Consider the following 25,470-nt stretch of genomic DNA (forward strand, 5'->3'; position numbering starts at 1 on the left):
CACGCCCCGTGAGCGTGAGCTGTCCACAGGCGGTTGGTCGGCTGCCCCGGGGAGGGGCGGGTTCCTCCTAGAGTCCCGGCGTTCCGGAACGGCGGGTCTCGACGGGGGTGGGTGTGCCGACTGCGGTCAGCGCGCTGGACGTCGTCGACGGCGAGGTCCGCGAGCTCATCCGCCGGCGGGGGCTGGACCCGCTGGCCGACCCGGCGCCGGTGCGGGTGCTGGTTCGTGACGTCGTCGCCGACTACTCGGAGCGGTCGCTGACCTCGGCGCTGCCGCCGATCGGCGACGCGGAGTCGGTGGTGCGGGACGTGCTGGACCGGGTGGCCGGGTTCGGGCCGCTGCAGCGCTACCTGGACGACCCCGAGGTCGAGGAGATCTGGGTCAACGAGCCCGGCCGGGTGTTCGTCGCCCGCCGCGGCCGCAGCGAGCTGACCACGACGATCCTGGGCGCCGGGGAGCTGGCCGACCTGGTCGAGCGGATGCTGCGCACCTCGGGTCGACGTCTCGACATGTCGACCCCGTTCGTCGACGCGATGCTGCCGGACGGGTCCCGCCTGCACGTGGTCATCCCCGACATCACCCGCCGGCACATGGCGGTGAACATCCGCAAGTTCGTGCTGCAGGCGCACGCGCTGGACGAGCTGGTGGCACTGGGCACGCTGACCGCGCACGCGGCCCGCTTCCTGGAGGCCGCGGTCGCCGCCGGGCTCAACGTCCTCGTCTCCGGCGGTACCCAGGCGGGGAAGACGACGCTCCTGAACTGCCTGTGCGCGGCGATCCCGGCCCGGGAGCGGGTGATCACCTGCGAGGAGGTCTTCGAGCTCCGCGTGCCGCTGCCCGACGTCGTCGCGATGCAGACCCGCCAGCCCAACCTCGAGGGCGCCGGGGAGATCCCGCTGCGCCGGCTGGTGAAGGAGGCACTGCGGATGCGGCCCTCCCGGATCGTCGTGGGCGAGGTCCGGCAGGAGGAGTGCCTGGACCTGCTCATCGCCCTGAACTCCGGCCTGCCCGGCATGTGCACGCTGCACGCCAACAGCGCCCGCGAGGCGGTCGTGAAGATGTGCACGCTGCCGCTGCTGGCGGGGGAGAACATCGGCCACGCCTTCGTCGTCCCCACGGTCGCGTCCAGCGTCGACCTGGTCGTGCACGTGGGCACCGACGCCGACGGCCGCCGCCGGGTGCGCGAGATCGTCGCCGTGCCCGGCCGCGTGGAGGACGGCGTGGTCGAGCTCGCCGACGTCTTCACCACCCGCGACGGCCGCCTGGTGCGGGCCGGTGGGCACCCGCCGCACGCCGAGCGGTTCGCCGCGGCCGGGATCCACCTCGCCGCGCTGCTCGACGACGGCGGCCGGTGGGAGCGGTGACCGGCGCGCTCCTCGGCCTGCTCCTGGGTGTCGGCCTGCTGCTGATCTGGCGCAGCGGCCCCCGGGCACCGCAGAGGCGGACGACGCCGCGGCGTGCCGGGCGCCGGCAGCAGCAGCTCGCCGCGGCCGGCCTGACCGGCATCAACGCCGCCCAGCTGGTCGCGCTGCAGGTGGGGCTGGGCCTGCTCGTGCTGGTCGTGGTCCTGCTGACGACGGGCACGGTGACGGTGAGCGTCGCCTTCGCGCTCTTCGGGGCGGCGCTCCCCGTGGTGCAGGTGCGGCGGCTGGCGGCCCGCCGCCGCGCCGACCTGCGCGAGGTCTGGCCGGAGGTGGTCGACAACCTCGCCTCCGCCGTCCGCGCCGGGCTGTCGCTGCCCGAGGCGCTGGCCGCGCTGGCGGTCCGCGGCCCGGAGGTCATCCGGCCGCCGTTCGCGCGGTTCGCCGCCGAGTACCGCAGCACCGGCCGGTTCGGCGAGTGCCTGGACCGGCTCAAGGACGACCTCGCCGACCCCGTCGGCGACCGCATCGTGGAGACCCTGCGGGTCGCGCGCGAGGTCGGCGGCAGCGACCTCGGTCGCGTTCTCCGGACGCTGGCCACCTTCCTGCGCGAGGACGCGCGGGCCCGCGCGGAGCTGGAGACCCGGCAGGGCTGGGTGGTGCAGGCTGCGCGGCTGGCGGTCGGGGCGCCGTGGGTGGTGCTGCTGCTCCTGGCCACGCAGTCCACGACGCTGGCGGCCTACGACTCGGCGGCCGGCACCGCGCTGCTCGTCGGCGGCGGGGTCGTGTGCCTGCTGGCCTACCGGCTCATGCTGCGGATCGGGCGGCTGCCCCAGGACGTGCGGGTGCTGCAGTGATCCTCGGGATGCTGCTCGGCCTGGCCGCGGCGGCCGGCGTGCTGCTGGCCGTCACCTACGCGCCGCCGTTCCGGTCGGTGCGGCTCGTCGACCGGCTCGCCCCCTACCTGCACGACACCCCGCCACCGTCGCGGCTGCTGGGGACGGCGACCGAGCCGGGGCTGCTCGGCGCCGCCCGCCGCCTGTTCGGGCCGGTCGTCACCGACGGCGCCCGCCTGCTGGACCGCACCCTGGGCGGCCGGGTCGCCGTCCGCCGCCGGCTGGACGCGCTGGGATCGGACGCCACCGTCGAGGACTTCCGCGTCGAGCAGGTCGTGTGGGGCGGCCTGGGTCTGCTCGGGGCGGTGTCCCTGGCCGGGCTGGGCTCGCTGGCCGCCGGCGAGGTGAACGTGCTGTCGGTGGTCCTGCTCTGCGTCGCCGGGCTGGTCGGCGGCCTGCTCGGCCGGGACTGGTGGCTGACCCGCCAGGTGCAGCGGCGCGAGGAGCTGCTGCTGGCCGAGTTCCCCGTGGTCGCCGAGCTGCTGGCCCTGGCGGTCACCGCCGGGGAGGGACCCGCCGCCGCGCTGGACCGGGTCGCGCGCCTGTCGGGCGGGCAGCTGGCCCGCGAGCTCGGCGGGGTGCTGGGCCGCGCGCGGGCGGGGGTCCCGCTGACCGAGGCGTTGCAGCAGCTGGCCGATCGCACCTCGCTGGACGCACTGGCGCGGTTCGTCGACGGGCTGCTGGTCGCCATCGAGCGCGGTACCCCGCTGGCCGAGGTGCTCCGCGCCCAGGCCGCCGACGTGCGCGAGGCCGGCAAGCGCCGGCTGCTCGAGGCCGGCGGCCGGAAGGAGATCGCGATGATGGTCCCGGTCGTCTTCCTCGTGCTGCCGGTGACCGTCCTGTTCGCCCTGTTCCCGGGCCTGATCAGCATCGTCTCGCTGGCGTCGTGAGCGCAGCGACCGACCGAGGAGGAGCGCGCATGCGCCTCATCGCCCTGTTCCTGGCCGCGTGGGCGGCCCTCGCCGCCCGGGTGCGCGGGGACGATCCCGAGCGGGGTGACGTCCCCGGCTGGGTGATGATCACCGTGATGACGGCGGCGCTGGTGCTGGCGATCCTCGTGCCGTTCCGCGAGGCGATCGTCGACGCGGTGTCCACCGCGCTGAGCTCCGTCACGAGTGGTGGCTGAGCGGCCGCTGCCGCGGGAGGACGACGGTGAGCGCGGGGGCGCCGTCGTCGAGTTCGTGCTGGTCTCGGTGCTGGTCGTGGTGCTGCTGCTGGCGGTGCTGCAGGTCGCCGTCTACGTGCACGTGCGCAACGTGGTGACCGCCAGCGCGCAGGAGGGCGCCCGGTACGCGGCCAACGCCGACGTGCCGGTCGCGGCCGGCGGCGGGCGGACGACGGAGATCGTCACCGCGGCCACCTCGGAGCGGACCGCGTCGGGGCTGGTGTGCATCTCCACCCAGGAGGTCGACGGCACCGGGCTGACGCTGGTCGTGGTCCGCTGCGCCGGCGCCGTGCCGACGCTGCTGGCCGGGCTGGGGGACCTGCTGCCGCTGGAGGTCTCGGGGCGCGCGGTGCGGGAGGGCCCGTGAGGGCGCTGCTGCGGTGGGCCCGGGCCCGGCTGGCCGCGGGCGGGCACGGTGAGCGCGGCTCGGCGCTGGTCGAGTTCGTGTTCATCGCGCTCGTGGTGTTCGTGCCGCTGGTGTACCTGGTGGCGGGGTTCTCCTCGGTGCAGCGCGGGGTGTTCGCGGCGACGGCGGCCGCCCGGGAGGCCGGGCGGGCGCTGGGCACGGCGCCGGACATCGCGACCGGCCAGGCGCGGGCCGAGCGGGCCGTGGAGCTGGCGGTCGCCGACCAGTCGGTGGAGGTCAGCGACGTGCGGCTGGCCTACGCGCCGTCCGGTGCCGGGTGCGACGCCGCCGGCAGCTACCACCCGACGCTGGCGCCGGGAGAGGAGTTCTCGGTGTGCGTGACGGTGACCGTGCGGATCCCGCTGCTGCCCGAGTTCATCGACGCGAACACGGCCACCGGCCAGTTCGTCGTCGAGCGCGACCGGTACGTCGACGGCTGACGCGGTCCCGGGTGATGACGGCCCAGGCCGGCGGGCCGCGCTGCCCCGGCGGTGGCACCACCGATCGCGCCGGCACCTGGCGCGGCGGGTGGCCGAGGGAGGTGCGGATCGCCGAGAGGAGGGGCCTTCGTCCCTGTCGCCGCCGTCGGCGGGGTTCCTAGGGTCCGCGTCTGTCGGCGCTGCCAGCGGCGAACGAATCGTGGTCTCAGGGGGAGCCATGCGCATCCGCGGAACACTCGTCGTCCCGGCGGTCGTGGCCGCCGTCGTGCTGACGCCCGGAACGGCGTCAGCGCAACCGCAGCCTCATGAGGCGGACCACCCGAATCGCGGCGTGGGGGTCTGCGTCTCGCAGATCGCGATCATGCCGGAGCTCCTCGGGGTGGGGGCCACCAACCTCGGGCAGGCCGCCCGCGTGGCGGCGCAGGAGAGGTTCCTCCTGGAGGAACTCGCCGGTCTGCGGAACACCTGCGGGAACCCGCCCGGCCCTGGCCACCTGTCCGGCTGACGCGCTGCCGGTCCAGCCCGCGGTCGGCGGTGACACCCCGGCCGGTCGCCTGCACCTGGATGCGCATCGCGGTGGTCATCACGGGGCGGGTGACCACCGCGATGCGTATCCGGGCGCAGACGCGGTCGCGCAGGGTCGGCCAGCGGGCGCAGATGCGGTCGCGCCGCGCAGGGGATCGTCAGCCGGCGGGAGCGGCGTCGAGGACGTGCACCGCGCCGTCGCCGTAGCCGGTGACCAGCAGCTGCCGCCCGTCCGGGGTGACGGTGACGCTGGTCGGGTCGACGCCCGCGGGCACCCGCGCGGTCACGGTGCCGGCGGCGACGTCGACCACGCCGACCGTCCCGTCGTCCACGTTCGCCGTGTACAGGTGCCGGCCGTCGGGTGCCCAGGTGACGTCCTGCGGGCCCGCGCCCACCCCGGGCACGGTCCCGGCCACGGTGTTGGTCGCCGGGTCGATCAGCACGACGTCCCCGCCGATGTAGTCGACCACCGCCAGGCGGGTGCCGTCGGGGGAGAACTCCAGGCTGTGCGGCCCGTCGCCGACCGGGATCGTCGCCACCACCGCGTTGCCCGGCAGCGACAGCACCGAGACGACGTCGGAGAAGTGGTTGGTGACGTAGGCCGAGGCCCCGTCGGGGGAGAACGCGATCCAGTGCGGGCTCGGCGGCAGCTCGACCCGCTGCACCAGCGCGCCGGTGGCCGCGTCCAGCACGTCGAGGTGGTCCTCGTCGAAGAACGGCACGTACAGCAGCGACCCGTCCGGTGACGTCGACAGCGCGTACGGGCCGCGGCCCACCGGCACCGAGGCGATGACCTGCCCGCTCGCGGTGTCGATGGTGACGACGGCGTCCACGGTGTACTCCGCGTCGAACGCCGACACGTAGGCGCGCGTCCCGTCGGGGGAGAAGGTGACCATCTGCGGCGGCCCCTGCGGCACCGGGATCGTCGCCGTCGGCTCGCTGCGCGCCACGTCGAACCGGATCACCGCTCCGCCGGCCGGGTCCGCGACGTAGCCGAACGTGCCGTCCGGTGCCAGCACCAGGTGGTGCGGCGCCTGCCCGACCGGGACGACGGCGCCGGCCACCGGCACGGGGTCGCTGGCCGCGGTCGACGGCGCCGGCGAGGCGGCCGGGCTCGTCCGCACACCCGCGCTGTGCCCGGCGTGCGGATCGGGCGTGGCCCCGCCGGCCGCTGCGTCACCGAGGTCGTCGACGAAGCCGCCGCCGGCCTCCGTCCCGCCGCGCCACAGCAGGACCGCGACGGCGGCGCCGAGCAGGACCAGCGCGGCGAGCCCGAGCGCGGTCGCTCGCCGGTGTGCGTGCCGGCGGCGGTGCCGGCCGTGCGTGTGGTGGAGGTCCATGACCCTCGTCCCCCGGTCCGGGCCCCACTCCCCGGGAGGAGCCCGGCCCCGAGCGTAGGGGGAGCGGGCGCCCGGTGCGCGTCCGCGCGCGCGGCCGTGCGGTCAGCCGTCGGCGCCCGGGTCGGCGAACTCGACGGTCACCTCGTCCACGCCGAGCGAGTGCGCCAGCGAGGTGAGCATGTCGCGGGTGCCGTCCTCGGCGCGGTCCAGCAGGTCGCTGTCGCCGGCCGCGGACTCCAGCCGCTGCTCGGCCAGCGAGTACAGCTCGCTCTCGTCGGTCGGGCCGTCGCCCAGGGCGTCCCCGACCCGGTCCAGCAGCCCCCGGTCGCGGTCGAGCACGCGGCTCTCGTCCGGGTCGATGCGGGCCTCGCCGAGCTCCGGCGTGGGCAGCGAGATGGTCGCCGACTCCCCGTCGTCGGACAGCTTCACCGACTCCGGTCCGAGGTGGGTGAAGTCGACGTAGGCGTCCACGGTGCCCGTCGCCAGGAACTGCACGCGCTCGCCGCTGATCACCGACGGCACGTACGGGGTGTCGGACTCGACGTCGACGACGACCTGGAAGCTGCCGGTCGCCGCGTGGTACTCGTCCAGGTCGGCGAGGGAGAGCAGCAGCGGCGTGGTGCTGCGGTCCACGGTCTCCGGCGCGAACGGGTTGCCCCAGCCCACGATCTGCCCGGCGGCCAGCACCCCCAGGCCGACGACGCCCACCCCCACCCCGGCCCGCACCAGGCCCCGGCGGCTGCGGCGGCGGCGCCTCGACGCGGGCGCGGCAGTGGTCTCGGTCTCCCGGTGCTCGAGCAGAGTGGGCATGGCCTACGGGCTCCTCGCGTCGCTGGGGGGATCCCCCGGGCGCTGCGCCTCGCGGGGGTGCTCCCTACAGCGCGCCCGCCGCCGTCCCCATTCCCGCTCCTCCCGGTCCGGGCCGGAGGGCCCGGGCAGGAGGTCCCGCACCGGCCTGCGGGCGGTAGCGGCGGCCCTACCGGCCGAGACGCAACGCTGCCGTCCGCGGACGCCGCCGTCCGCGGACCCTGGCGTTCCGGCAGCCCGGTCCTAGCGTCCCGGCGCACGGAACCGGACCTGACAGGAACCGGACCTGACACGGGAGGCAGCGATGGTGCGACGGGTGGGACTCACGGTGGCGGCGGCGACCGCGACGCTGGTGCTGGGCTCGGGCGGGGTGGCCCTCGCCCACGGTGACGACGACGAGGGCCCGGCCGCCCCCGCGGGCGCGGGGGAGTGGACGCCGTTCCCCGAGGAGGCCTACGAGCCCTTCGACATCGAGGCCTGCGGCGGGCCCGGGGAGCTGGTCACCGTCTCCTCCGGGGACGTGCGGCAGGGCGAGCAGCGCGAGACCGTCCTCGCCGACGGCGCCACGTTCGTCGAGTACCGCGGCGCGCTGACCGTCGACGTGCTGCGGCACTCCGACGGCGCGTCCCTCGACGAGATCGAGGTCTCCGGCGCCGGGTGGGACCTGTTCTCCGCCGACGGTTCCGAGGCCGTCACCTCCATCGACGGCCCGTCCCTCATCGGCGTCCCGCCCGACCCGGTGTTCCAGGCGGCGTTCGAGGCCGTCGGCCTGCCGCCGCTGGTCTACTGGGCCGAGGACGCGGCGCTGGCGCGCGCGGTCACCGATCCCGACAGCGGCGCGGTCGTGCAGGTTGACGTCCTGCGGGTCCCCGCCGACGTCGTCGACGTCTGCGACCTGCTCGACCAGGCGGTGGCGCACCACCACGACGGCGCGCACTGAGCCGGCCGGCCGGCGGCCGGGGTGCGCGGGTCAGGGGACGTAGACGCCCTCGACCCCGGTCACCTCGCCGCCGGCCACGGTCAGCCGGGTGTAGGGGTGCCCGGCGTCGGAGACGGCGGGGGTGCCGGCCAGCGCCCCGACGGACGCGACGGGGACCTCCTCGGCCGACCACGGGTCGAGGTAGGAGGCGGGCGCTCCGGCGCGGACCGGCAGCGCGGTCACCTCGTCGTCGGTGTCCCGGACGTGGTAGGCGCCGCACTGCTCCCAGCCGTTGTCCGGCACCCCGTCGGCGGCGCACGCCGCGGCGGCGTCGGGGCCCTCGAACCACTCGACGAGGTCGACGTAGACGGTGTCGGCGGTGACCGCGCGGACGACGCCGACGTGGTCGCCGTCGGGGAGGTCCCCGGCGACGACGGGGCGGCCGGTGCGGACCGCGACCCGGTCGGCGAGGGCGAACGCCGACCCGGTCCAGCGGTAGCTGACGCCGGCCCAGTGACCGGGGCAGCAGGTCGGGTCGTCGCCCGCGACGGCGGTCCCGGACACGGTGAGCGTCGGGCCGTCGGTGCTGACGGCGGCGCCGGAGAATCGGATCCCCTCGCCGAGGACGCCGAGCGCCGCCGGCTCGCCCCGGGAGACGTCGAAGACGACGACGTGCTCACCGGGCTGCGACACCGGGCTCGGGCAGGCGCCGACGACGAGGACCTCCGCCGACCCGTCGCCGGTGACGTCGGCGCGGGAGGTGGTGACCGTCAGCGCGTCCCAGTCCTCGCCGGGCAGACCGTCGGCGACCCAGGCGGCGCGCGAGGGGCAGCCGGCCGCGGCGAGGGACAGCGACGTCCAGTCCGGCGACACCTCGGGGGCGGCCGGGGCCGCCTCGGCGGTGCCGGTCACCCCGGTGGTGCAGCCGCCGAGCGCGGCGCCGCCGGCCAGGAGGAGCGCGGGGAGACGCAGGGCGCGGCGGCTGGACATCGGGCTGCTCCGGGAGTCGGGCGGGCCTCGTGCCCGCACCCCTTGCATCGGCCCGGGTCCCGTGGGGCTTGAGGGGTGGATGTGACGGATGTGACGAGGTCCGCTCGTCAGGTCTGTGGCCGGCCCACCCGACACGCCGGCCGCCGCCGGCCCGGACACGCCGGGAGCGCGCATACGGCGCGGCACCGGCCGGTAGCAGGGGGTCCATGACGGTTCCCGACGACTGGCGGACCACCCTCGACGGTCTCCCGCTGGAGGCCCGCCTCACCGCCCTGCTGTCCTACGAGCTGGCCTGCGACCGCGCCGCCGGCCAGCCGGTGGAGGTCGCCTCGGCCACCCTCCGCGCGGTCGCGGCGGCCGAGGGGCTGGACGACCGGCAGCCGTGGATCGACGCCGCGGCCCGGCGGATCAGCGCCGGCCTGCGCACCTGGTGACGCCTCCGCCGGGAGGTCAGCGGCGGCGCCACCGGCGCGGCACGACCGGGCGCAGCACCTCGGCCGCGGCCCACGTGAGCGCGGTGGTGACGGCGGTCGCCAGGAAGACGCCGCCCATCTCCCCGGTCGCGCCCGCGGCCACCTGCACGGTCGTGTAGGCCACCGCGCCGACGAGGTTGGAGGCCGCCAGCGCGGCGCGCCAGCCCAGGCCGGGCCGCACCAGCCGCCAGACGACGAGGTCGGCGCCCTGCGCCACCGCGAACGCCGCCGGCCCGGCCAGGCTGCTGCCCGCGCCCTGCTCGGCCAGCACCAGCGTGCCGACGGCGACCGCGCCCAGCACCCACAGCAGGCCGCCGGCGCGGTCCAGCGCGTCCCGGACGCCGAGCGTCAGCCCGAGGAGCACCTCCCCGGCCAGGGCGGTCAGCCCGAAGCCGACCGCGATGCCCAGCGGGTACTGCCCGTCCGCCCGGTCCACGGCCGCCACGAGCGCGACGAACAGCCCGGCCAGCAGCGCGGCCAGCACCGGGCGCACCCGGGACGGCGCACGCGCCGGCGCCGGACCGGCCGGCGGTCCGGCGGCGGGGCCGGGTGGGCGGTACGGCGGCGGCGCCGCGTACCGCGGTGGCGCGGTCGCGGAGCGCGGTGCGGCTGCGTACCGCGGTGGCGCGGTCGCGGAGCGCGGTGCGGCCGCGTACCCGGGCGGGCCCGCGTACTGGGGGGCCGGGGCGTGCTGGGGTGCCGGGTCGGCCCGCCCGCCCCGCGCGCGGCGGGCGAGGAGGGCGGCCCACGGCGCCGGCCGGGACGGTGGCTGCGCCGGCCCGGCGGACGACGGACCCGGCCGGCCGGCCACGGGCGCCGGGGACGGCGCCGCGGGCGACAGCGGGGCGCGGGCCGGCGCGGCGGGGGCCGAGGCGGGAGCGGGGGACGGCGAGGCGGGAGCGGGGGACGGCGCGGCGGGCATCCGGGGTGCCGGCTGCAGCAGCGGCGTCGCCGACCGGAACGCCGGGGCCGGCACCGGCGTGGGGGTCGGCGGTGCGACCTGCCGCGTCTCGGGCTCGGAGACGGGTGCCCCCGCCGCCGGGGTGGCCACCGGGACGGACCAGGAGGTCGGCACCGGCCCGGACGTCGTCGGCCGCGGCACCGGCCGGGGGACCGGCTGCGACGCGGACGCGGCCGCGGGCCCGGCGGCCGGCGCGCTCACCGCCTGCCGGGCCTCGGCGGCGAACCCGCCGGCGGTCGGCGTGCGCCGGGCCGGGTCCCGGGCGAGCGCGCGCCGCAGCACGCCGTCCAGGGCCGGGGGCACGTCGCTCCGCCGCGCCCACAGCGGCGGCGGCTCGGTGTGCAGGTGCGCGTGGTACGCCGCGGGCAGGCCGGTGCTCGGGAACGCGCGGGTGCCGGTCAGGCACTCGTAGAGGACGCACGCCAGCGCGTAGACGTCGACCCGCGGGTCGACGTCCTGCCCGGTCACGAACCGCTCCGGGGCCATGTACTCGTAGGAGCCGATCGCCGTCCCGGTCTGGGTGATGCCGCCGCCGTCCCGGGAGGACCGGGCGATGCCGAAGTCGACCAGGTAGACGAAGGGGTCGGCCGGCGCGCCGGTGAGCAGCACGTTGGAGGGCTTCACGTCGCGGTGCACCAGACCGTCGGCGTGCGCGGCGTCCAGCGCCTCGGCGACCTGCGCGACCACCGACAGCGCCGTCGGCACCGGCAGCGGGCCCCACCGGGCCAGCCGCGACGCCAGGTCCTCGCCCTCGACCAGCCGCATGTCGAGGAACAGCCGGCCGTCGATCTCCCCGTAGCGGTGGATCGGCACGACGTGCGGGCCGCGCAGGCGCGCGCTCAGCCGCGCCTCGCGCTGGAACCGGGCGCGGTAGCCGTCGTCGGCGGCCAGGTGCGGGGCCAGCAGCTTCAGCGCGACGACCCGCTCGTGCCCGGTGTCCCAGGCCCGGAAGACCTCGCCCATCCCGCCCCGGCCCAGCGGCCCGAGCAGCCGGTAGGGGCCGAAGGTCTCTCCGTGCACCCCGCCCCCCGGTTCCGCCGCCAGGGCCCGAGGGTCCCACAGCGACCCGTCACCGGGGCAGCACTCCGATCCCGCGCGCCACCTCGGCGCCGCGCTGCAGCAGCGTCGTCACGTCGCCGACGTCCAGCGGCCGCCAGCGCAGCACCCACACGGCGAACACCCCGTCGCGGACGGCGTAGCGCATCGGGTCGGTCGGCGACTCCACCGCCACCCCGCCGGGCGCGGTGGGGGCGGCGTCGCCGGCGGGCAGCAGCAGCGCGGTCCGCCCGCTGTTGCGCTCGGCCACCGGCGCCTCCGTGTGCAGGGCCAGCCGCGCGGCCGGCGACAGACCGGGCAGCGCGCCCCGCAGCACCGCGAACGCCGTCCCCGGCACCGGGTTGGTCGGCAGCGCCGCGGCGTAGGCGCGCGGGTCCTCGGCGACCAGCCCGTACGTGGCGGCCAGGGAGCCGATGGCGGCCTGCAGCGTGGGCGGCACCCACGGCGCGGCCGGGTCGGCGGCCGGCGCCGGCAGCGGCTCGGCGAACGCCTGCGGCCGGGCGAACGGCCGGCACGCGGCGGCCAGCGCGTCACCGGCGTCGCGCGCCCACAGCAGCATCCGGTCGAGCTCGGGCACCGTCGACACGTAGCTGGAGCGCCGGAGCCGCAGCGTGCCGAACCGGTACTCCAGCTCGAACAGCGGCAGCCCGGCGCCGCCGCGCAGGACGGCGGCCAGCGGCCCGGTGACCAGCCGCTGCACGAACCCCTCGGGCAGCGGCGCCTCGCTCATCAGCGTGAGCCCGGGCAGCCCGAACTCCTCGAGCTTGGTCTCCGCCTTCGACGGCCACCAGCCCAGCGACTTGTTGGTGATCCAGAAGCGGGGCAGCAGGGCGGCCTCGGGCACCTGGGCCGCGGCGCCCGTCGCCGGCAGGGTGATGAACAGGTTGTCGGCCTCGGTGGAGGAGACGAACCGGCGCGGCGCGTTCCACAGCCGGCTCATCGGCGGCGCGATCTTGACGAACCAGAAGGTGTGGTTGCCGGCCGGCTCGTCGTCGCCGTCCAGCGGCCAGGCGTAGCGCTCGTGCCACAGGCAGCAGTCCCGGTCGCCCACCGGCCCGCGGACCACGTTGAACTGCAGCTCCGGCTCCAGCGGCAGGGCGGCGAAGAAGCCGCTGGGGTTGGCGCTGCCGACGTACTGCAGGCCGCGCGAGGCCGCGTAGGGGGTGAGGTCGACCGCGGGGTGGCCGCGCTTGGAGTCCTGCCGGTCACCCGGGACGAAGGAGGCGCGGCCGGCCAGGCGGGCGGCGACCGGCGGGACCGAGGGAGCCGTCGTGGCCATGGCGGTCAGCGCCGCGCGCCGGCGAGGGAGCCGGTCGTGGCGGGGACGGTCGGGTCGGTCGCGAGGCAGACGACGGCGTGGTCGTCGGCGCCCTCCCAGCTGCCCTCGGTCGGCACGAGGGTCTGGGTGAGCAGCACCGAGGAGCCGTAGTCGATGCCGGCGAAGCCGTAGAAGGCGCCCAGGCACAGCCCGTCGCCGGCGGCGCTGACCGCCGCCTCGCCCGGCCAGGGGGTGTCGGGCAGGTCGGTGACCTCGTACACCTCGTGGGTGTGCGGCTGGGTGCACGGCACCACGGTCACGTCGCTGACGGTGCCGGCGGTGACGCCGGTGAGGCAGTCGCCCTCGGCGAGGGTGAGGACGTCGGTGCCGCCCGGCGCCGCGCCGCCCGGGCCCGGGATCGGGGCGTCGGGGGGAACGACGTCGGGGGTGGCGGAGTCGATCTGCTCCTGCACGTCGTCGGACACGTCGCGGACGGTCTCCGCCACCGCCTGGGCGACGTCGGCGGAGGCGTCGACGCTGCGGTACACGTTCCAGCCGACGTAGGCGACGCCGAACAGGACCGCGCCCGCCACGCTGAGGCTGCCCACCTTCACCGACACGCTGCGGCCGCTGCGCGGCGCGGGCGCGGCACCGAGCGGGGCCGCCGGCGGCACGTAGGGCGGCAGCTGCACCGACGAGGACCAGGCGGGCCCCCCGGCCGGGGCGCCGAACGGGGCTGCGGTGCGGTCGTCCTGGCTCACGATGCCGGGGGTGGGGGTGCTGGTCATGGTCTCGTCTCTCCGTCGGGGCGAGGGGCTTCTCGGACGGGGAGAACGCTAGGGACGGCGGGCGCCGCGGAGCACCGTGCCGACTACGGGGAACGCACCCCCGTGGTACGGGGATCGGCGGCCGGCGGGGCGCCCCGGTACGGGGGCCGGGACGTGCCGGAGGTGCGGGGGTACCGGGTCAGGACGCCGCGGCGAGCACGTCGCGCAACTCCAGCCGGCTGGAGACACCGAGCTTGCCGAACGCCGACTGCAGGTAGCTCTCCACGGTGCGCACCGACAGGTGCAGCTCGCGGGCGATCTCGGCGTTGCTGAGCCTCGCGGCCGCCCGCGAGGCGACGTCCTGCTCGCGCGGCGTCAACCCGTCCCCGGTCGCCGCCCGGCCGGGCCCCCGGGGGGCGCCGGCGGCCCGGCGGACGGCGGTGAGCACCCGCTGCGCCGCCCGTGTCGTGTCCCGGCCGACGCCGGGCAGCGCGGTCACCGCGGTCGCGGCGTCGGCGGCGCCACCGGGGCAGCCGAGGTCCAGCAGCGCCTCGGCGGCGCGCAGCAGCACCGCGGGGTCGCCGGTGGCCAGCCCGGTGGCGTGCCCGGCGACCGCGGTGGCCAACGGCCCCGGCTGCGGGAGCGGGGTCGCGGTCAGCAGCGCCACGGCGTCGGGGGAGCCCAGCCGGGCGGCGCTCCACAGCACCTGCACGCCGTCGCCGGGCCGGCCGGCCGCCAGCTCCGCCGCGCCGAGCTCGACCAGCTCGCGCAGCCCGCCGTCGCCGACCAGCACGCTGGCCTCCAGCAGGCAGGCGCGGGCGGTCACCGCGGCCGCGTGCGGGGCGTACCGCTCGGCGCCGTGCTCGGCCAGGTGCGCGCGGGCGGTCGCCGCGTCCCCCGCGCGGGCGGCGCACAGTGCCAGCCCGGCCAGGGCGGCGCCGGTGCTGACCAGCGGGTCGCGCCGCCGGGCCTGGCCCAGCGCCGACAGCAGGTGCCCCCGGGCGGCGTCGATGCGCCCGGCGCGGGCCAGCAGCAGGCCCTGCACCGCCTCCACCGCGCCGCCCAGCACCAGCGCCTCCGCGCCGCCGGGGCCGCCCGACAGCAGCGCCACGGCGTCGTCCACCCGGCCCAGGCCCGCCAGCGCGCGGGCCAGCGCCAGCGCGGCGCCGGTGCGCTGCTCGGCGTCGATCCCCGGCTCGGCCAGCCCGGCCGCCGTCGCCGCGACCACCGGCTCGGCGTCGCGCTGCCGGCCGACGGCGACGAGGACGTCGGCCAGCAGCGCCGAGGCGACCAGCCAGGCGCCGCCGTCGCGGGCCCGCAGCAGGTCCGGCGTCGGGGCCCCCACCGGCCGCCGGGGCCCGGGCGGGCCGGCGACGTGCAGCGCGGTCAGCGGCTCCACCAGCGACGCCGCCTCCCCGCGGGCGGCGCGCAGCGCCAGCTCGGCGCCCGCCGGCGCGGCCGCGTGGCCGGGCGGCAGCGTCGCGCGCACCTCGGCCAGCAGGGCCAGCCCGCGCTCGGGACCGCCGGCCACCCACGCCAGCGAGGAGGCGGCCTCGGCGGCCAGCAGCGCCCGCGTGTCCGGGTCGCGCGCGCCCTCCAGCGCGGCGGCGGCCACCTGCCCGGCCTGCGCGGCCAGGCCCATCCGGCGCAGCGACTGGGCGCGCACCGCCGCCGCCTCCGCGGCCAGCTCCTCGCCGGTCACCGCCCCGGCCAGCCGCAGCGCCAGCTCCGGGTCGAACAGCGCGCCCGCCGCCCGCGCCGCGCGCAAGGCCACCGCCGGGTCGAGGACGGCGCCGCTGTCCAGCGTCCACAGCGCGTAGGAGAGCAGCTGCCGCGGCGAGCCCCCGGTGAGGTCCGCGCCCGCGGCGAGCACCTGCTCGCGCAGCGCCCGGCGGCGGGTGAAGGGCACCCCGCGCCGGACGACGTCGGCCACCAGCCGGTTCGCGATCCGCGCCGACGGCTCGGGCTCGCCGTCGACCACCACGACGCCGGACCGCTCCAGCCGCTCGAGCGCGGCCGGGTCGACCAGCGACAGCAGCACCCGCAGCGGCAGCCGGTCGGTGAGCGCCACCAGCTCCAGGCCCTCCCGCTCGGCCGCCGACCACCGGCCCAGCCGGGTGCCGATCAGCTGGGCGAGCCGGCCGTCGGCCGGCCGGTGCCCGCCGGTCAGCGCCCACACCCCCTCGGTCTGCACCAGCCCGCCGGAGCCGACGGCGTCCTCGACCAGGTAGCGCAGCAGCAGCGGGTTGCCCTCGCTCAGCTCGGCCAGGTGCCGCAGGGTCGCCGCGGCCACCGGGCCGTCGAGGTGACCGCGGACCAGGTCGCCGGTCTCCTCGGCGGTCAGCGCGGGCACCGCGACGGCGGTGAGGACGTCGTCGCGCCACAGCTCCCCGAACGCCGCCGGCATGTCCACCAGGTCGACCGCGGTCACCGCCAGCACCGCCGCGCCGGACTCCGCCAGCCCGGCCAGCACGTGCGCCGACAGCGGGTCCACCAGCGCGCTGTTGTCCACCAGCACCACCGGCCGGCCGCCGCCCGCGGACCCGCGCAGCGCGCGACCCAGCACCCGGCTCACCGCCAGCGGGCTCTCCGGCACGTCGCCGTCGAGGTCGGTCAGGTGGGCGTGCAGCGCCCCGTAGGGCACCTCGGCGACCAGCGCCGACCCGCGCACGCTCAACGCCGGCGCGGCACCGGCCAGCGCCTGGGCGAGCAGCGTCGTCTTGCCGATGCCCGGCTCGCCGGAGACCACGACGCCGGCACCCGTGGGGGCCCGCAGCGCCGCCGCGACCGCGCCGGCCAGGGCCGGCCGGGGCAGCACCGGCCAGGAGCGGTCGCTCACGCCGACACCACGTCCCCGCGCAGCGCGTCGACGCGGGCCCCGATCTCGGCCAGCCGCGCCGGCGGGGTGCCCAGCTCGCGCAGCGTGGCCAGCAGGTGGTCGCGGACCCGGTCGAACGCCGCGTCGTCGATGGCCAGCCCGGCGTGCGCCCGGGCCAGCTCGCGGCCCTGGTAGCGGGCCGCCGTCCCCAGGGCGGCCGGCCCGCCCAGGACGACGGTGAGGAAGTCGCGCTGGTGCTCGCGCAGCGCCGGCACGTCGACGCCGTCGAACCACGGGGCCACCGACGGGTCGGCCACCACGCGGTCGTAGAGGATCGTCACCGCGACGTCGAGGGCGGCGGCACCACCGACGGCCTCGAACAGCCGATCGTCGCCCACCCGTTCCCTCGCCGTCGTCGCCCCGCCGCGCGCGGACCCGGCGCACGGACGGCCGCAGCGTAGTGGGCCGACGCCCTCCGCGGGGGGATCGGCCGCCCGGGAGCGGGAGCGCTCCCGGGCGGCCGGCGGCCGGTCAGCCGCCCCGCTTCACCTCGGCCTCGACGATGCCGCGCAGGGCTGTGGTCAGCGCCTGGTCGCCGGTGTCGCCGGACTCCAGGGCCCGGCGGGCCCCGTCGGGCAGCGTCGCGGGGTCCACCTCGTCCAGCCAGGCGACCTCCCCGCCGGTGCGGCGGCCCACCTTCACCACGCCGTCCCCGGGTCGCAGGACGTAGGTCTCGCTGTCGATCGCGATCGTCATGTCGTCGGTCATGGCAGGCCCCCTACCCCGCCGCGCCCGCGCCGCACCCCTGGCTCCGGACGACGATGGGCGGGTGGACGACGACGAGTGCTGCGAGGTGGTCGTGACGGCCGCCGACGCCGGGTGGCTGGCCGGCCTCACCCGCGACCTGGTCGGGCGGCGGCTGGCCGCCTGCGGGCACCAGGTCGCCGCCATCCGGTCGGTCTACCGCTGGGAGGGGGAGGTGCACGACGAGCCCGAGGCCCGGGTCGCCCTGCACACCCGCCGGGCGCTGGTCCCGGCGGTCGTCGAGCACGTCACCGCGGTGCACCCCTACGACGTGCCGTGCGTGATCGCCCTGCCCCTGGTCGGCGGCTCCCCGGCGTACCTGGCGTGGATCCGGGCCGAGACGCGCCTCCCCACCCCTGCGGGGGAGGCCGGCTGTAGGTCGGACGGAGGTGTGCCGAAAGGGGAGGGACCGGGTCCACACAGCGGCCCCTGACGGCTGGAGGTGCACGTGCACGTGCTGCCCCTCGACGTCAGCCTGCCCGGCTCGGCCGAGGCGGTCGCCGCGGTCCTCGACGCCCTCCCCTCGTCGGTCCTGCTCGTCGACCCCGACGGCATGGTGCGGCACGCGAACCGCGCCTGGACGGCGACCACCGAGGCGCTCGGTCTGGACCAGCTGCGCTGCACCGCGGGGGAGACCGACTACTTCGCGATGGTGGAGCGGCTCGGGGACACCCCGGTCATCCGGACCTTCCTCGAGCGCATGCAGGCACTGGCCCGCGGCGAGCTGACCGAGGTCCGGCAGGAGTACTCGCTGCCCGGCGCCAGCGGGATGCGCTCCTACCGGCTGCACGCCGCCCGCGTCGACGACACCGGACGGTTCCTCGTCGCCCACGCCGACATCACCGCCCGCGTGCGGGCCCGGCGCGAGTCGGCCTGGCTCGCCCGGCACGACCCGCTGACCGAGCTGCCCAACCGGGCCTTCCTGCACGAGCTGCTCGACTCCGAGCTGCGCCGTCCCCGCCGCGGGCCGGTGTCGGTGGTGCTCGTCGACGTCGACGGCTTCACCGACGTCAACGACTCCCTCGGCCACGACGCCGGCGACGAGCTGCTGCGGCAGGTCGCCGGCCGGCTGGGCATGGTGGCCCGCGACTCCGACGTCCTCGGCCGGCTCGGCGACGACGAGTTCCTCCTCGTCTCCCCGGGGTGCCCCGCCGAGGGGGCCGCGGCTCTGGCCGAGCGGTGCCGGGCCGCGCTCGCGGAGCCGGTGCACGTGGCCGGCCGCACCCTGCGCCTGGACGTCAGCGCGGGCGTCGCCACCGCCGGACCGCGCTGCGCCGCCGTCCGCCCCGCCGAGCTGATCCGCGACGCCGACCTCGCCCTGCGCGACGCGCGGTCGCACGGCCGCGGCTCGGTGCGGTCGTTCGTGCCCGAGCTGCGCAGCGCCGCCGAGCGCCGGGCCGCGCTGGGCAGCGACCTGGCGCGGGCCATCGACAACGGCGAGCTGGTGCTGCACTACCAGCCGATTCTGCACGTGGCCAGCCGCTTCTTCGCCAGCGCCGAGGCGCTCGTGCGCTGGCAGCACCCCGAGCGGGGACTGCTGCCGCCGGGGGAGTTCCTGCCCGTCGCCGAGCAGTACGACCTGCTCGGGCCGCTGACCCGCTGGGTGATGCGGGAGGCCGCCGAGCAGACCGTCGCCTGGGGGCGGCAGGGCGTCGTGCTGGTCACCGGCGTCAACGTGCACGCCCGGCACCTGTCCTCCGGCACGCTGGTGGGCGACGTCCGCAGCGCGGTCGCCGCGGCCGGGCTCGACCCGCAGCAGTTCGTCGTCGAGCTGACCGAGACCTCCGTGGCCGAGGACCCGGCCTGCGCCGCCGCGCAGCTGGCCGAGCTGCGCCGCGGCGGGGTCGAGGTGTGCATCGACGACTTCGGCAGCGGGTTCTCCTCGCTGGGCCAGCTGGTCAACCTGCCCGCCGGCGTCCTCAAGATCGACCGCAGCCTGGTCGCGTTCCCGGAGGGCCGGCAGGAGCACACCGCCGCGGCCATCGCCGCCGTGGTGGCGCTGGGCCGCGCCTGTGGCATGCGGGTCCTCGCCGAGGGCGTCGAGACGGCGGAGCAGCTGGCCCTGGCCACCCGCCTGGGGTGCACCCTCGCCCAGGGCTACCACCTCGCCCGGCCGATGCCCGCCGCCGAGATCCCGGACTGGATCCGCGCGCACAACGGCGACCGCCCGGTGCCGTGGGCCGCCCTGATCGCCGAGCGCGCCGCGACCGCGCTCTGACACCGGCCCGGTCGCGGTGGGCGCCGTCCCGAGGCACCCGCCCGCGGCGCACTACCCTCGGTAGGCGTGGCTGCTGACTTCTCCGCCGTCCTGGACGAGCTCGACACGACCCTGAAGTCGATCGAGGCCGTGCTCGACGTCGACAAGCTGCGCCAGGAGGTCGCCGACCTCGAGCAGCAGGCCGCCGCGCCGGACCTGTGGAACGACGTCGAGGCCGCCCAGGCGCTCACCTCCAAGCTCTCCTACCTGCAGGGCGACCTGCGCCGGGTCGAGGAGCTGCGCAGCCGGCTGGACGACGTCGGCCTGCTGCACGAGATGGCCGCCGAGGAGGACGACGCCGCGACGACGGCCGAGGCCGAGCGGGAGCTGGAGAGCATCCGGGCGGCCATCGACGAGCTCGAGGTCCGCACGCTGCTGTCGGGGGAGTACGACGCCCGCGAGGCGCTGGTGACCATCCGCTCCGAGGCCGGCGGGGTCGACGCGGCGGACTTCGCCGAGATGCTCATGCGGATGTACCTGCGCTGGGCCGAGCGGCGCAAGTACCCCACCGAGGTCTACGACGTCAGCTACGCCGAGGAGGCCGGCATCAAGTCGGCCACCTTCGCGGTCAAGGCCCCCTACGCCTACGGCACCCTCTCGGTCGAGCAGGGCACCCACCGGCTGGTGCGGATCTCCCCGTTCGACAACCAGGGCCGCCGGCAGACCTCCTTCGCCGGGGTCGAGGTGCTGCCCGTGGTGGAGCAGACCGACCACGTCGACATCCCCGAGAACGAGATCCGGGTCGACGTCTTCCGCTCGTCAGGCCCCGGCGGGCAGAGCGTCAACACCACCGACTCCGCCGTCCGGATGACCCACATCCCCACCGGCATCGTGGTGTCCTGCCAGAACGAGAAGAGCCAGATCCAGAACCGGGCGGCGGCGCTGCGCGTGCTCCAGGCGCGGCTGCTCGTCGTCCGCCAGGCCGAGCAGCGGGCCGAGCTGGACGCGCTCAAGGGCGAGGGCAGCAGCTGGGGCAACCAGATGCGCTCCTACGTGCTGCACCCGTACCAGATGGTCAAGGACCTGCGGACCGAAGTGGAGAGCGGCAACCCCTCCAGCGTGCTCGACGGCGACCTCGACTCGTTCATCGAGGCGGGCATCCGGTGGCGCAAGCAGCAGGAGAGCGTCCCCGCGAACTGATCCGGGCACCGTCGCGGTCGTCACATCCGGGGCCTGCGGGCGACGGTGCGTGACCGCCGTCCTGGGCAGTCGCGGCCCGGTCGTCACGGTCCGCGAGATCGCTCCGGTGCGTCTCCGCGCGGAGGCGGGGGATCGGGGTCCGGGCCGGGTACCGTGGCGCCTCGTGATCGAATTGCAACACGTCACCAAGATGTACCCGGCCAGCTCGCGGCCGGCCCTCGATGACGTGTCCACGGAGATCGACAAGGGCGAGTTCGTCTTCCTCATCGGCTCGTCCGGTTCGGGCAAGTCGACCTTCCTGCGGCTGCTGCTGAAGGAGGACGACCCGACCAAGGGCAACGTCATCGTCAACGGCAAGACGCTGAACACGATGAGCAAGTGGAACGTCCCGAAGCTGCGCCGCACCATGGGCTGCGTCTTCCAGGACTTCCGCCTGCTGCGCAACCGCACCGTGGAGCAGAACGTCGCCTTCGCGCTCGAGGTGATCAACAAGCCGCAGCGCACGATCAAGCGCGTCGTCCCCGAGGTCCTGGAGATGGTCGGCCTCGAGGGCAAGGCCAACCGCCTGCCGGGTGAGCTCTCCGGTGGTGAGCAGCAGCGCGTCGCCATCGCCCGCGCCTTCGTCAACCGCCCGCTGGTGCTGCTCGCCGACGAGCCCACCGGCAACCTCGACCCGGAGACGAGCGAGGGGATCATGCTGCTGCTGGAGCGGATCAACCGCACCGGCACCACGGTGATCATGGCGACGCACGACTACCACATCGTCGACTCGATGCGCCGGCGCGTGATCGAGCTCAACGGGGGCGTCATCACCCGCGACCAGTCGCGCGGTGTGTACGGGGTCGGCCGCTGACGCGGCCGGCTGCCCCCGACTGAACTCAGAACAGGGAATCCATGCGCGTCAACTTCGTCCTGTCCGAGGTGGCCACCGGGCTCCGTCGCAACCTGACCATGACGGTCGCGATGATCCTGACGACGGCCATCTCGCTCGGCCTCATGGGCACCGGCCTGCTCATCGCCGGGATGATCTCCGACATGAAGGAGATCTACTACGACAAGGTGCAGGTCTCCATCTTCCTGGCCGACGACGTCACGCCCGAGCAGCGGACCGCCGTCGAGACCCAGCTGCAGCAGCTCGAGGACGACGGCGAGGTGAAGGACTACCTCTACGAGTCCAAGGAGGACGCGTACGCGCGCTTCCAGCAGCAGTTCAGCCAGCAGCCGGAACTCGTGCAGAACACGCCGGCCGACGCCCTGCCGGAGAGCTTCCGCGTCGAGCTGGTCAACCCCGAGCGCTACGACGTCATCGCCGCGGCGTTCCCCGACGGCGCGGACGGCGTCGACCAGGTGCGCGACGAGGGCGACTTCCTCGACCGCCTGTTCAGCCTGCTCAACGGCGCCCGCAACGCGACCATCGCCGTCGCGGTGGTGCAGGCGCTGGCGGCGTTGCTGCTGATCTCCAACACCATCCAGCTGGCGGCGTTCAACCGGCGCAACGAGACCAACATCATGCGGCTGGTCGGCGCCTCCCGCTGGTACACCCAGCTGCCGTTCATCCTCGAGGCGGCGCTGGCCGGCCTGATCGGTGCGCTGCTGGCGATCGGTGGCCTGGTGCTGACCAAGCTGCTGTTCGTGGACAAGGCACTGGCCGGGCCGATCAAGGCGGGCATCATCCCGCCGGTCGACTGGAGCGCGATCGCGACGATCTCGCCGATCATCGCCGCCGCGGGTGTCGGCCTGGCCGCGATCGCCGCGTACGTCACGCTGCGCCTCTACGTCCGCCTGTAGCCCCGCACCCACCACCCGGCGCCCGCGCGCATCCCCCGCGCGCGTCCGCTCCGGCGCCCCCGGCTTCCCCGCCCTCCCTGCACCCGCCCTCCCTGCACCCGCACCGGGTGCCGAGATCGGCGATCTCGGCAGCATCAGCGTCTGATGCCGCCGAGATCGCCGATCTCGGCGTGAGGGGGAGGGTGGCCGGCGGGACGCCGGTAACCTGGGGGGATGCCGCGGGAGCAGGGGCGCAAGTTCATCGCCCAGAACAAGAAGGCGCGGCACGACTACTCGATCCTCGACACGTTCGAGGTGGGCCTGGTGCTCACCGGCACCGAGGTGAAGAGCCTCCGTGCCGGCCGCGCCTCGCTGGTCGACGGCTTCGCCAGCATCGACGACGGCGAGGTGTGGCTGCAGCACGTCCACATCCCCGAGTACACCGAGGGCACGTGGACCAACCACGCCCCGCGCCGCAAGCGCAAGGTGCTCATGCACCGCGCCGAGATCGACAAGTTGATCGGCAAGACCAAGGAGGGCGGGCTGACGCTCGTGCCCTTGGACATGTACTTCAAGGACGGCCGGGTCAAGGCCACGCTCGCCCTCGCGCGGGGCAAGAAGAGCTACGACAAGCGCCACGACCTGGCCGAGCGGGACTCCCGTCGCGAGATCCAGAAGGCGTTCGGCCGGTACGTGAAGGGCCGCCGCTGACCCACCGCGGGCGCTGACCCGCGGGCGCTGACCCACCGGCGCTGACCCACCGGCGCTGACCCACCGCGGGCGACCTGCCGCTGCCCCTCGCGCAGCACGGTCGTCGATGCCCTCGCCCGCGACCCCGCCGTCCCGCGGCAGTGCCGCAGTGCGAGGGCGGGTGCCGCGCTGCAGCGCGGCGGTGGCCACCACGGCGCGGCACTGCCGCGGTGCGGCAGGGGCGGCGGGGTCGGCAGGGGCGGCGCGGCCTGCGGACGGGGACGGTGGGGCCGGGTCGGCGGGCACCACGAGCGGGTGCGGCGGGACGGCGGCGGGGCTGCACGAGCCGGTGCCGGCCGGCCGCCATACGGTGGCCGGCATGCGCGGAGTGGCCTACGACCGGTTCGGGGACGTCGACGTCCTCACCCTGCGGGACGACCTGCCCGAGCCGCCGGTCGGCCCCGACACGGTCCTGGTGCGCGTGCACGCCGCCGGCGTCAACCCGGTCGACGCCGGCATCCGGGCCGGGGCCCTGCGGTCGTCCTTCCCGCACCGGTTCCCGATCGTCCCGGGGTGGGACGTCGCCGGCGTCGTCGAGACGGCGGGGCCGGCGGTCGTCGACTTCGCGCCCGGTGACGAGGTGTTCGGCTACGTCCGCCGGGACGACGTCCAGTGGGGCACCCAGGCGGAGTTCGTGCCGGCGCCGCAGCGCTGCCTGGCGCACAAGCCGGCGTCGCTGTCGTTCGCCGAGGCCGGCGCGCTGCCGCTGGCCGGGCTGACCGCCTACCAGGCCCTGACCGAGGCGCTGGACGTCGGCGAGGGCGACCGCGTGCTGGTGCACCGGGCCGCGGGTGGGGTCGGGTTCAACGCCGTCCAGATCGCCGTCGCCCTGGGCGCGCACGTCATCGGCACCGCGAGCCCGCGCAACCACGGCTTCCTGCGCGAGGCCGGCGTCGCCGAGTGCCTGGACCACGACGCCGGCCCGGTCAGCGAGCAGCTGTCCGAGCCGGTCGACGCCGTCCTCGACCTGGTCGGCGGCGACACCCTCGCCGACGCGCCCCGGCAGCTGCGCGAGAACGGCCGGCTGGCCAGCGTGGTCGACCCGGGCGTGCGGGAGCTGGGCGGGCGGTACGTGTTCGTCCGGCCCGAGCGGCACGACCTGGAGGAGCTGGGCCGGATGGCCGACGCCGGCCAGTTGCGCGTGCCGATCGCGAAGGCGTTCGGCCTCGAGCAGGTCGCCGACGCGCAGCGGCTGGTCGCCGAGGGGCACGTGCGCGGCAAGGTCGTCGTCACCGTCCGATGACCGGGGTGCTGCCGCCGGCCGACGACGCCGACGTCCCCCGGTACTGGCGCGAGCTGGGGCTGCCCGGGCTCGTCGACGGGCACGTGCACTTCCTGCCCGAGCGGGTGCAGGCGAAGGTCTGGTCGTACTTCGCGCACGCCGAGGAGCACTACGGCACGGCGTGGCCGATCACGTACGCGCAGCCGGTCGAGGACCGTCTGGCGGTGCTGGCGCGCCTCGGCGTCCGGGCGTTCCCGACCCTGCCGTACGCGCACAAGCCGGGCATGGCCGCGTGGCTCAACGACTGGTCGGCCGAGTTCGCCGCCGCGCACCCGCAGGTGCTGCACTCGGCCACCTTCCACCCGGAGCCCGAGGCGCCGGCCTACGTGGCCGAGGCGCTGGACCGCGGGGCGCGGGTGTTCAAGGTGCACGTGCAGGTGGGCGGGATCGACCCGCGCGACCCGCTGCTCGACCCGGTGTGGGGCCGGCTGGCCGAGACGGGGACGCCGGTGGTCATCCACTGCGGCTCGGGGCCGCTGGCCGGCGAGCACACCGGTCCGCGGCCGATGGCCGGCGTGCTCGACCGGCACCCGCGGCTGCAGCTGGTGATCGCGCACCTGGGCATGCCGGAGTACCGCGAGTTCCTCGACCTCGCCGAGCGCTTCGAGCGGGTGCACCTGGACACGACGATGTTCGCCACGGACTTCACCGAGCGGCTCATGCCCTTCGACCCGGCCGACCTGCCGCGGCTGTCCGCGCTGCGGGACAAGGTGCTGCTGGGCAGCGACTTCCCGGCCATCCCGTACCCCTACGCCCACCAGCTCGCCGCGCTGCACCGGCTCGGGCTGGGGGAGGAGTGGCTGCGGGCGGTGCTCTGGCACAACGGTGCCCGGCTGTTCAGGATCGACCGATGACGCCGCAGCTCCGCCTCACCGCCGCCGTCCTCGGCACCCCCGACCCGCGCGGCCTGGCCCGCTTCTACGGGCAGCTGCTGGGCTGGCCGCTGCGCGACGACACCGACGAGTGGGCGACGCTGCGCCCGGGCGGTCCGGGACTGTCGTTCCAGCTGGAGCGCGACCACGTGCCGCCCGTCTGGCCGCCGGCGCCGGGCACCCAGCAGATGCAGCAGCACCTGGACTTCGAGGTCGACGACCTCGCCGCGGCCTGCGCGCACGCCGAGTCCCTCGGCGCGCGGCGCCTGGGCGGGTACACCGCCGACGACGAGGACGTCGCGGTGTTCGCCGACCCGGCAGGCCACCCGTTCTGCCTCTTCGTGACGCTGCCGGCCCGCTGACCCCGCCGCTCTCCGGTCCGCCTGCCGCCGCGCCGCCAGCTCAGTAGGGTCGGC

27 protein-coding genes are annotated in these 25,470 nt (G+C 76.5%); 18 read left to right on the top strand and 9 right to left on the bottom strand.

All coding sequences use genetic code 11. The annotated features are described in order from the left end of the window. The first annotated feature begins 113 nt into the window (after nt 1-113). The 7 genes from ACI781_RS00625 (at nt 114) to ACI781_RS00655 (ending at nt 4,773) form a co-directional block, all read left to right on the top strand. Nucleotides 114-1,364, top strand: coding sequence for a CpaF family protein (locus tag ACI781_RS00625; protein ID WP_456564132.1), 1,251 nt, complete (start codon nt 114-116; stop codon nt 1,362-1,364). Next, nucleotides 1,361-2,218 (top strand): type II secretion system F family protein, encoded by an 858-nt coding sequence (locus ACI781_RS00630; protein WP_456564133.1) that lies wholly within the window; start codon nt 1,361-1,363, stop codon nt 2,216-2,218. Before ACI781_RS00625 ends, ACI781_RS00630 begins: the two co-directional genes overlap by 4 nt. Next, the gene (locus ACI781_RS00635) at nt 2,215-3,147 is read left to right on the top strand and encodes a type II secretion system F family protein (protein WP_456564134.1); all 933 of its coding nucleotides are present in this window, start codon (nt 2,215-2,217) and stop codon (nt 3,145-3,147) included. The genes ACI781_RS00630 and ACI781_RS00635 overlap by 4 nt, the downstream gene beginning before the upstream one ends. A 29-nt stretch (nt 3,148-3,176) precedes the next feature. Continuing rightward, nucleotides 3,177-3,383, top strand: a complete 207-nt coding sequence (locus ACI781_RS00640) for a hypothetical protein (protein WP_456564135.1) — start codon at nt 3,177-3,179, stop codon at nt 3,381-3,383. Beyond that, complete coding sequence (locus ACI781_RS00645) at nt 3,376-3,789, top strand: TadE/TadG family type IV pilus assembly protein (protein ID WP_456564136.1); 414 nt, start codon at nt 3,376-3,378, stop codon at nt 3,787-3,789. Before ACI781_RS00640 ends, ACI781_RS00645 begins: the two co-directional genes overlap by 8 nt. Next, nucleotides 3,786-4,268 (top strand): hypothetical protein, encoded by a 483-nt coding sequence (locus ACI781_RS00650; protein WP_456564137.1) that lies wholly within the window; start codon nt 3,786-3,788, stop codon nt 4,266-4,268. The genes ACI781_RS00645 and ACI781_RS00650 overlap by 4 nt, the downstream gene beginning before the upstream one ends. 331 nt (nt 4,269-4,599) lie before the next feature. Beyond that, the gene (locus ACI781_RS00655) at nt 4,600-4,773 is read left to right on the top strand and encodes a hypothetical protein (protein WP_456564138.1); all 174 of its coding nucleotides are present in this window, start codon (nt 4,600-4,602) and stop codon (nt 4,771-4,773) included. Nucleotides 4,774-4,951: 178 nt separating this feature from the next. Here the strand turns inward: ACI781_RS00655 and ACI781_RS00660 are convergent, their stop codons facing one another. Together ACI781_RS00660 and ACI781_RS00665 are read right to left on the bottom strand one after the other, a co-directional pair. Then, the gene (locus tag ACI781_RS00660; protein WP_456564139.1) at nt 4,952-6,133 is read right to left on the bottom strand and encodes a beta-propeller fold lactonase family protein; all 1,182 of its coding nucleotides are present in this window, start codon (nt 6,131-6,133) and stop codon (nt 4,952-4,954) included. Nucleotides 6,134-6,235: 102 nt separating this feature from the next. Next, nucleotides 6,236-6,943: a DUF4230 domain-containing protein gene (locus ACI781_RS00665; RefSeq protein ID WP_456564140.1), complete on the bottom strand. Its 708-nt coding sequence runs from the start codon at nt 6,941-6,943 to the stop codon at nt 6,236-6,238. A gap of 313 nt (nt 6,944-7,256) precedes the next feature. Here ACI781_RS00665 and ACI781_RS00670 point away from each other — a divergent pair, with 313 nt between their 5' ends. Then, entirely contained in the window at nt 7,257-7,880 is a 624-nt protein-coding gene (locus tag ACI781_RS00670) for a hypothetical protein (protein ID WP_456564141.1), read from the top strand. A 30-nt stretch (nt 7,881-7,910) separates the two neighbouring features. Here the strand turns inward: ACI781_RS00670 and ACI781_RS00675 are convergent, their stop codons facing one another. Then, the gene (locus ACI781_RS00675) at nt 7,911-8,849 is read right to left on the bottom strand and encodes a hypothetical protein (protein WP_456564142.1); all 939 of its coding nucleotides are present in this window, start codon (nt 8,847-8,849) and stop codon (nt 7,911-7,913) included. Nucleotides 8,850-9,055: 206 nt separating this feature from the next. Here ACI781_RS00675 and ACI781_RS00680 point away from each other — a divergent pair, with 206 nt between their 5' ends. After that, nucleotides 9,056-9,283 (top strand): hypothetical protein, encoded by a 228-nt coding sequence (locus ACI781_RS00680; protein ID WP_456564143.1) that lies wholly within the window; start codon nt 9,056-9,058, stop codon nt 9,281-9,283. A gap of 16 nt (nt 9,284-9,299) precedes the next feature. On the opposite strand, the gene ACI781_RS00685 is transcribed toward ACI781_RS00680, so the two are convergent. From ACI781_RS00685 to ACI781_RS00710, 6 genes are all read right to left on the bottom strand, one after another. After that, complete coding sequence (locus ACI781_RS00685) at nt 9,300-11,303, bottom strand: protein kinase domain-containing protein (RefSeq protein ID WP_456564144.1); 2,004 nt, start codon at nt 11,301-11,303, stop codon at nt 9,300-9,302. A 49-nt stretch (nt 11,304-11,352) separates the two neighbouring features. Continuing rightward, nucleotides 11,353-12,618, bottom strand: a complete 1,266-nt coding sequence (locus ACI781_RS00690) for a hypothetical protein (RefSeq protein ID WP_456564145.1) — start codon at nt 12,616-12,618, stop codon at nt 11,353-11,355. Nucleotides 12,619-12,623: 5 nt separating this feature from the next. Next, a complete protein-coding gene (locus ACI781_RS00695) occupies nt 12,624-13,385 on the bottom strand; it encodes a septum formation family protein (RefSeq protein ID WP_456564146.1) in 762 nt (253 codons plus the stop codon). Nucleotides 13,386-13,563: 178 nt separating this feature from the next. Next, nucleotides 13,564-16,203 (bottom strand): LuxR C-terminal-related transcriptional regulator, encoded by a 2,640-nt coding sequence (locus tag ACI781_RS00700; RefSeq protein WP_456564147.1) that lies wholly within the window; start codon nt 16,201-16,203, stop codon nt 13,564-13,566. Next, on the bottom strand, nt 16,200-16,580 hold the full coding sequence (locus ACI781_RS00705; protein ID WP_456564148.1) for a group I truncated hemoglobin: 381 nt from the start codon (nt 16,578-16,580) through the stop codon (nt 16,200-16,202). Before ACI781_RS00705 ends, ACI781_RS00700 begins: the two co-directional genes overlap by 4 nt. Nucleotides 16,581-16,713: 133 nt before the next feature. Beyond that, nucleotides 16,714-16,950 carry a hypothetical protein gene (locus ACI781_RS00710; RefSeq protein WP_456564149.1) on the bottom strand — a complete coding sequence of 79 codons (237 nt, stop codon included), beginning with the start codon at nt 16,948-16,950 and terminating at the stop codon, nt 16,714-16,716. Between the two features lie 61 nt (nt 16,951-17,011). Here ACI781_RS00710 and cutA point away from each other — a divergent pair, with 61 nt between their 5' ends. The 9 genes from cutA to ACI781_RS00755 all read left to right on the top strand — a co-directional run bounded on the left by cutA (nt 17,012) and on the right by ACI781_RS00755 (nt 25,416). Next, complete coding sequence (gene cutA, locus ACI781_RS00715; protein ID WP_456564150.1) at nt 17,012-17,419, top strand: divalent-cation tolerance protein CutA; 408 nt, start codon at nt 17,012-17,014, stop codon at nt 17,417-17,419. A 15-nt stretch (nt 17,420-17,434) separates the two neighbouring features. Further along, nucleotides 17,435-19,204 carry a putative bifunctional diguanylate cyclase/phosphodiesterase gene (locus ACI781_RS00720; protein WP_456564151.1) on the top strand — a complete coding sequence of 590 codons (1,770 nt, stop codon included), beginning with the start codon at nt 17,435-17,437 and terminating at the stop codon, nt 19,202-19,204. Between the two features lie 66 nt (nt 19,205-19,270). Next, nucleotides 19,271-20,383: a peptide chain release factor 2 gene (prfB, locus tag ACI781_RS00725; RefSeq protein WP_456564152.1), complete on the top strand. Its 1,113-nt coding sequence runs from the start codon at nt 19,271-19,273 to the stop codon at nt 20,381-20,383. 163 nt (nt 20,384-20,546) lie between these two features. Further along, nucleotides 20,547-21,236, top strand: a complete 690-nt coding sequence (gene ftsE, locus ACI781_RS00730; protein WP_456564153.1) for a cell division ATP-binding protein FtsE — start codon at nt 20,547-20,549, stop codon at nt 21,234-21,236. A 41-nt stretch (nt 21,237-21,277) separates the two neighbouring features. Continuing rightward, nucleotides 21,278-22,171 carry a permease-like cell division protein FtsX gene (ftsX, locus tag ACI781_RS00735; RefSeq protein ID WP_456564154.1) on the top strand — a complete coding sequence of 298 codons (894 nt, stop codon included), beginning with the start codon at nt 21,278-21,280 and terminating at the stop codon, nt 22,169-22,171. A 213-nt stretch (nt 22,172-22,384) separates the two neighbouring features. After that, the gene (gene smpB / locus ACI781_RS00740; protein ID WP_456564155.1) at nt 22,385-22,861 is read left to right on the top strand and encodes an SsrA-binding protein SmpB; all 477 of its coding nucleotides are present in this window, start codon (nt 22,385-22,387) and stop codon (nt 22,859-22,861) included. A 358-nt stretch (nt 22,862-23,219) separates the two neighbouring features. Further along, nucleotides 23,220-24,143, top strand: a complete 924-nt coding sequence (locus ACI781_RS00745; protein ID WP_456564156.1) for an NADP-dependent oxidoreductase — start codon at nt 23,220-23,222, stop codon at nt 24,141-24,143. Next, entirely contained in the window at nt 24,140-25,036 is an 897-nt protein-coding gene (locus tag ACI781_RS00750) for an amidohydrolase family protein (RefSeq protein ID WP_456564157.1), read from the top strand. Before ACI781_RS00745 ends, ACI781_RS00750 begins: the two co-directional genes overlap by 4 nt. Then, the gene (locus ACI781_RS00755; RefSeq protein WP_456564158.1) at nt 25,033-25,416 is read left to right on the top strand and encodes a VOC family protein; all 384 of its coding nucleotides are present in this window, start codon (nt 25,033-25,035) and stop codon (nt 25,414-25,416) included. Before ACI781_RS00750 ends, ACI781_RS00755 begins: the two co-directional genes overlap by 4 nt. Nucleotides 25,417-25,470: the final 54 nt, after the last annotated feature.

It is taken from the genome of Blastococcus sp. SYSU D00695, assembly GCF_054050555.1.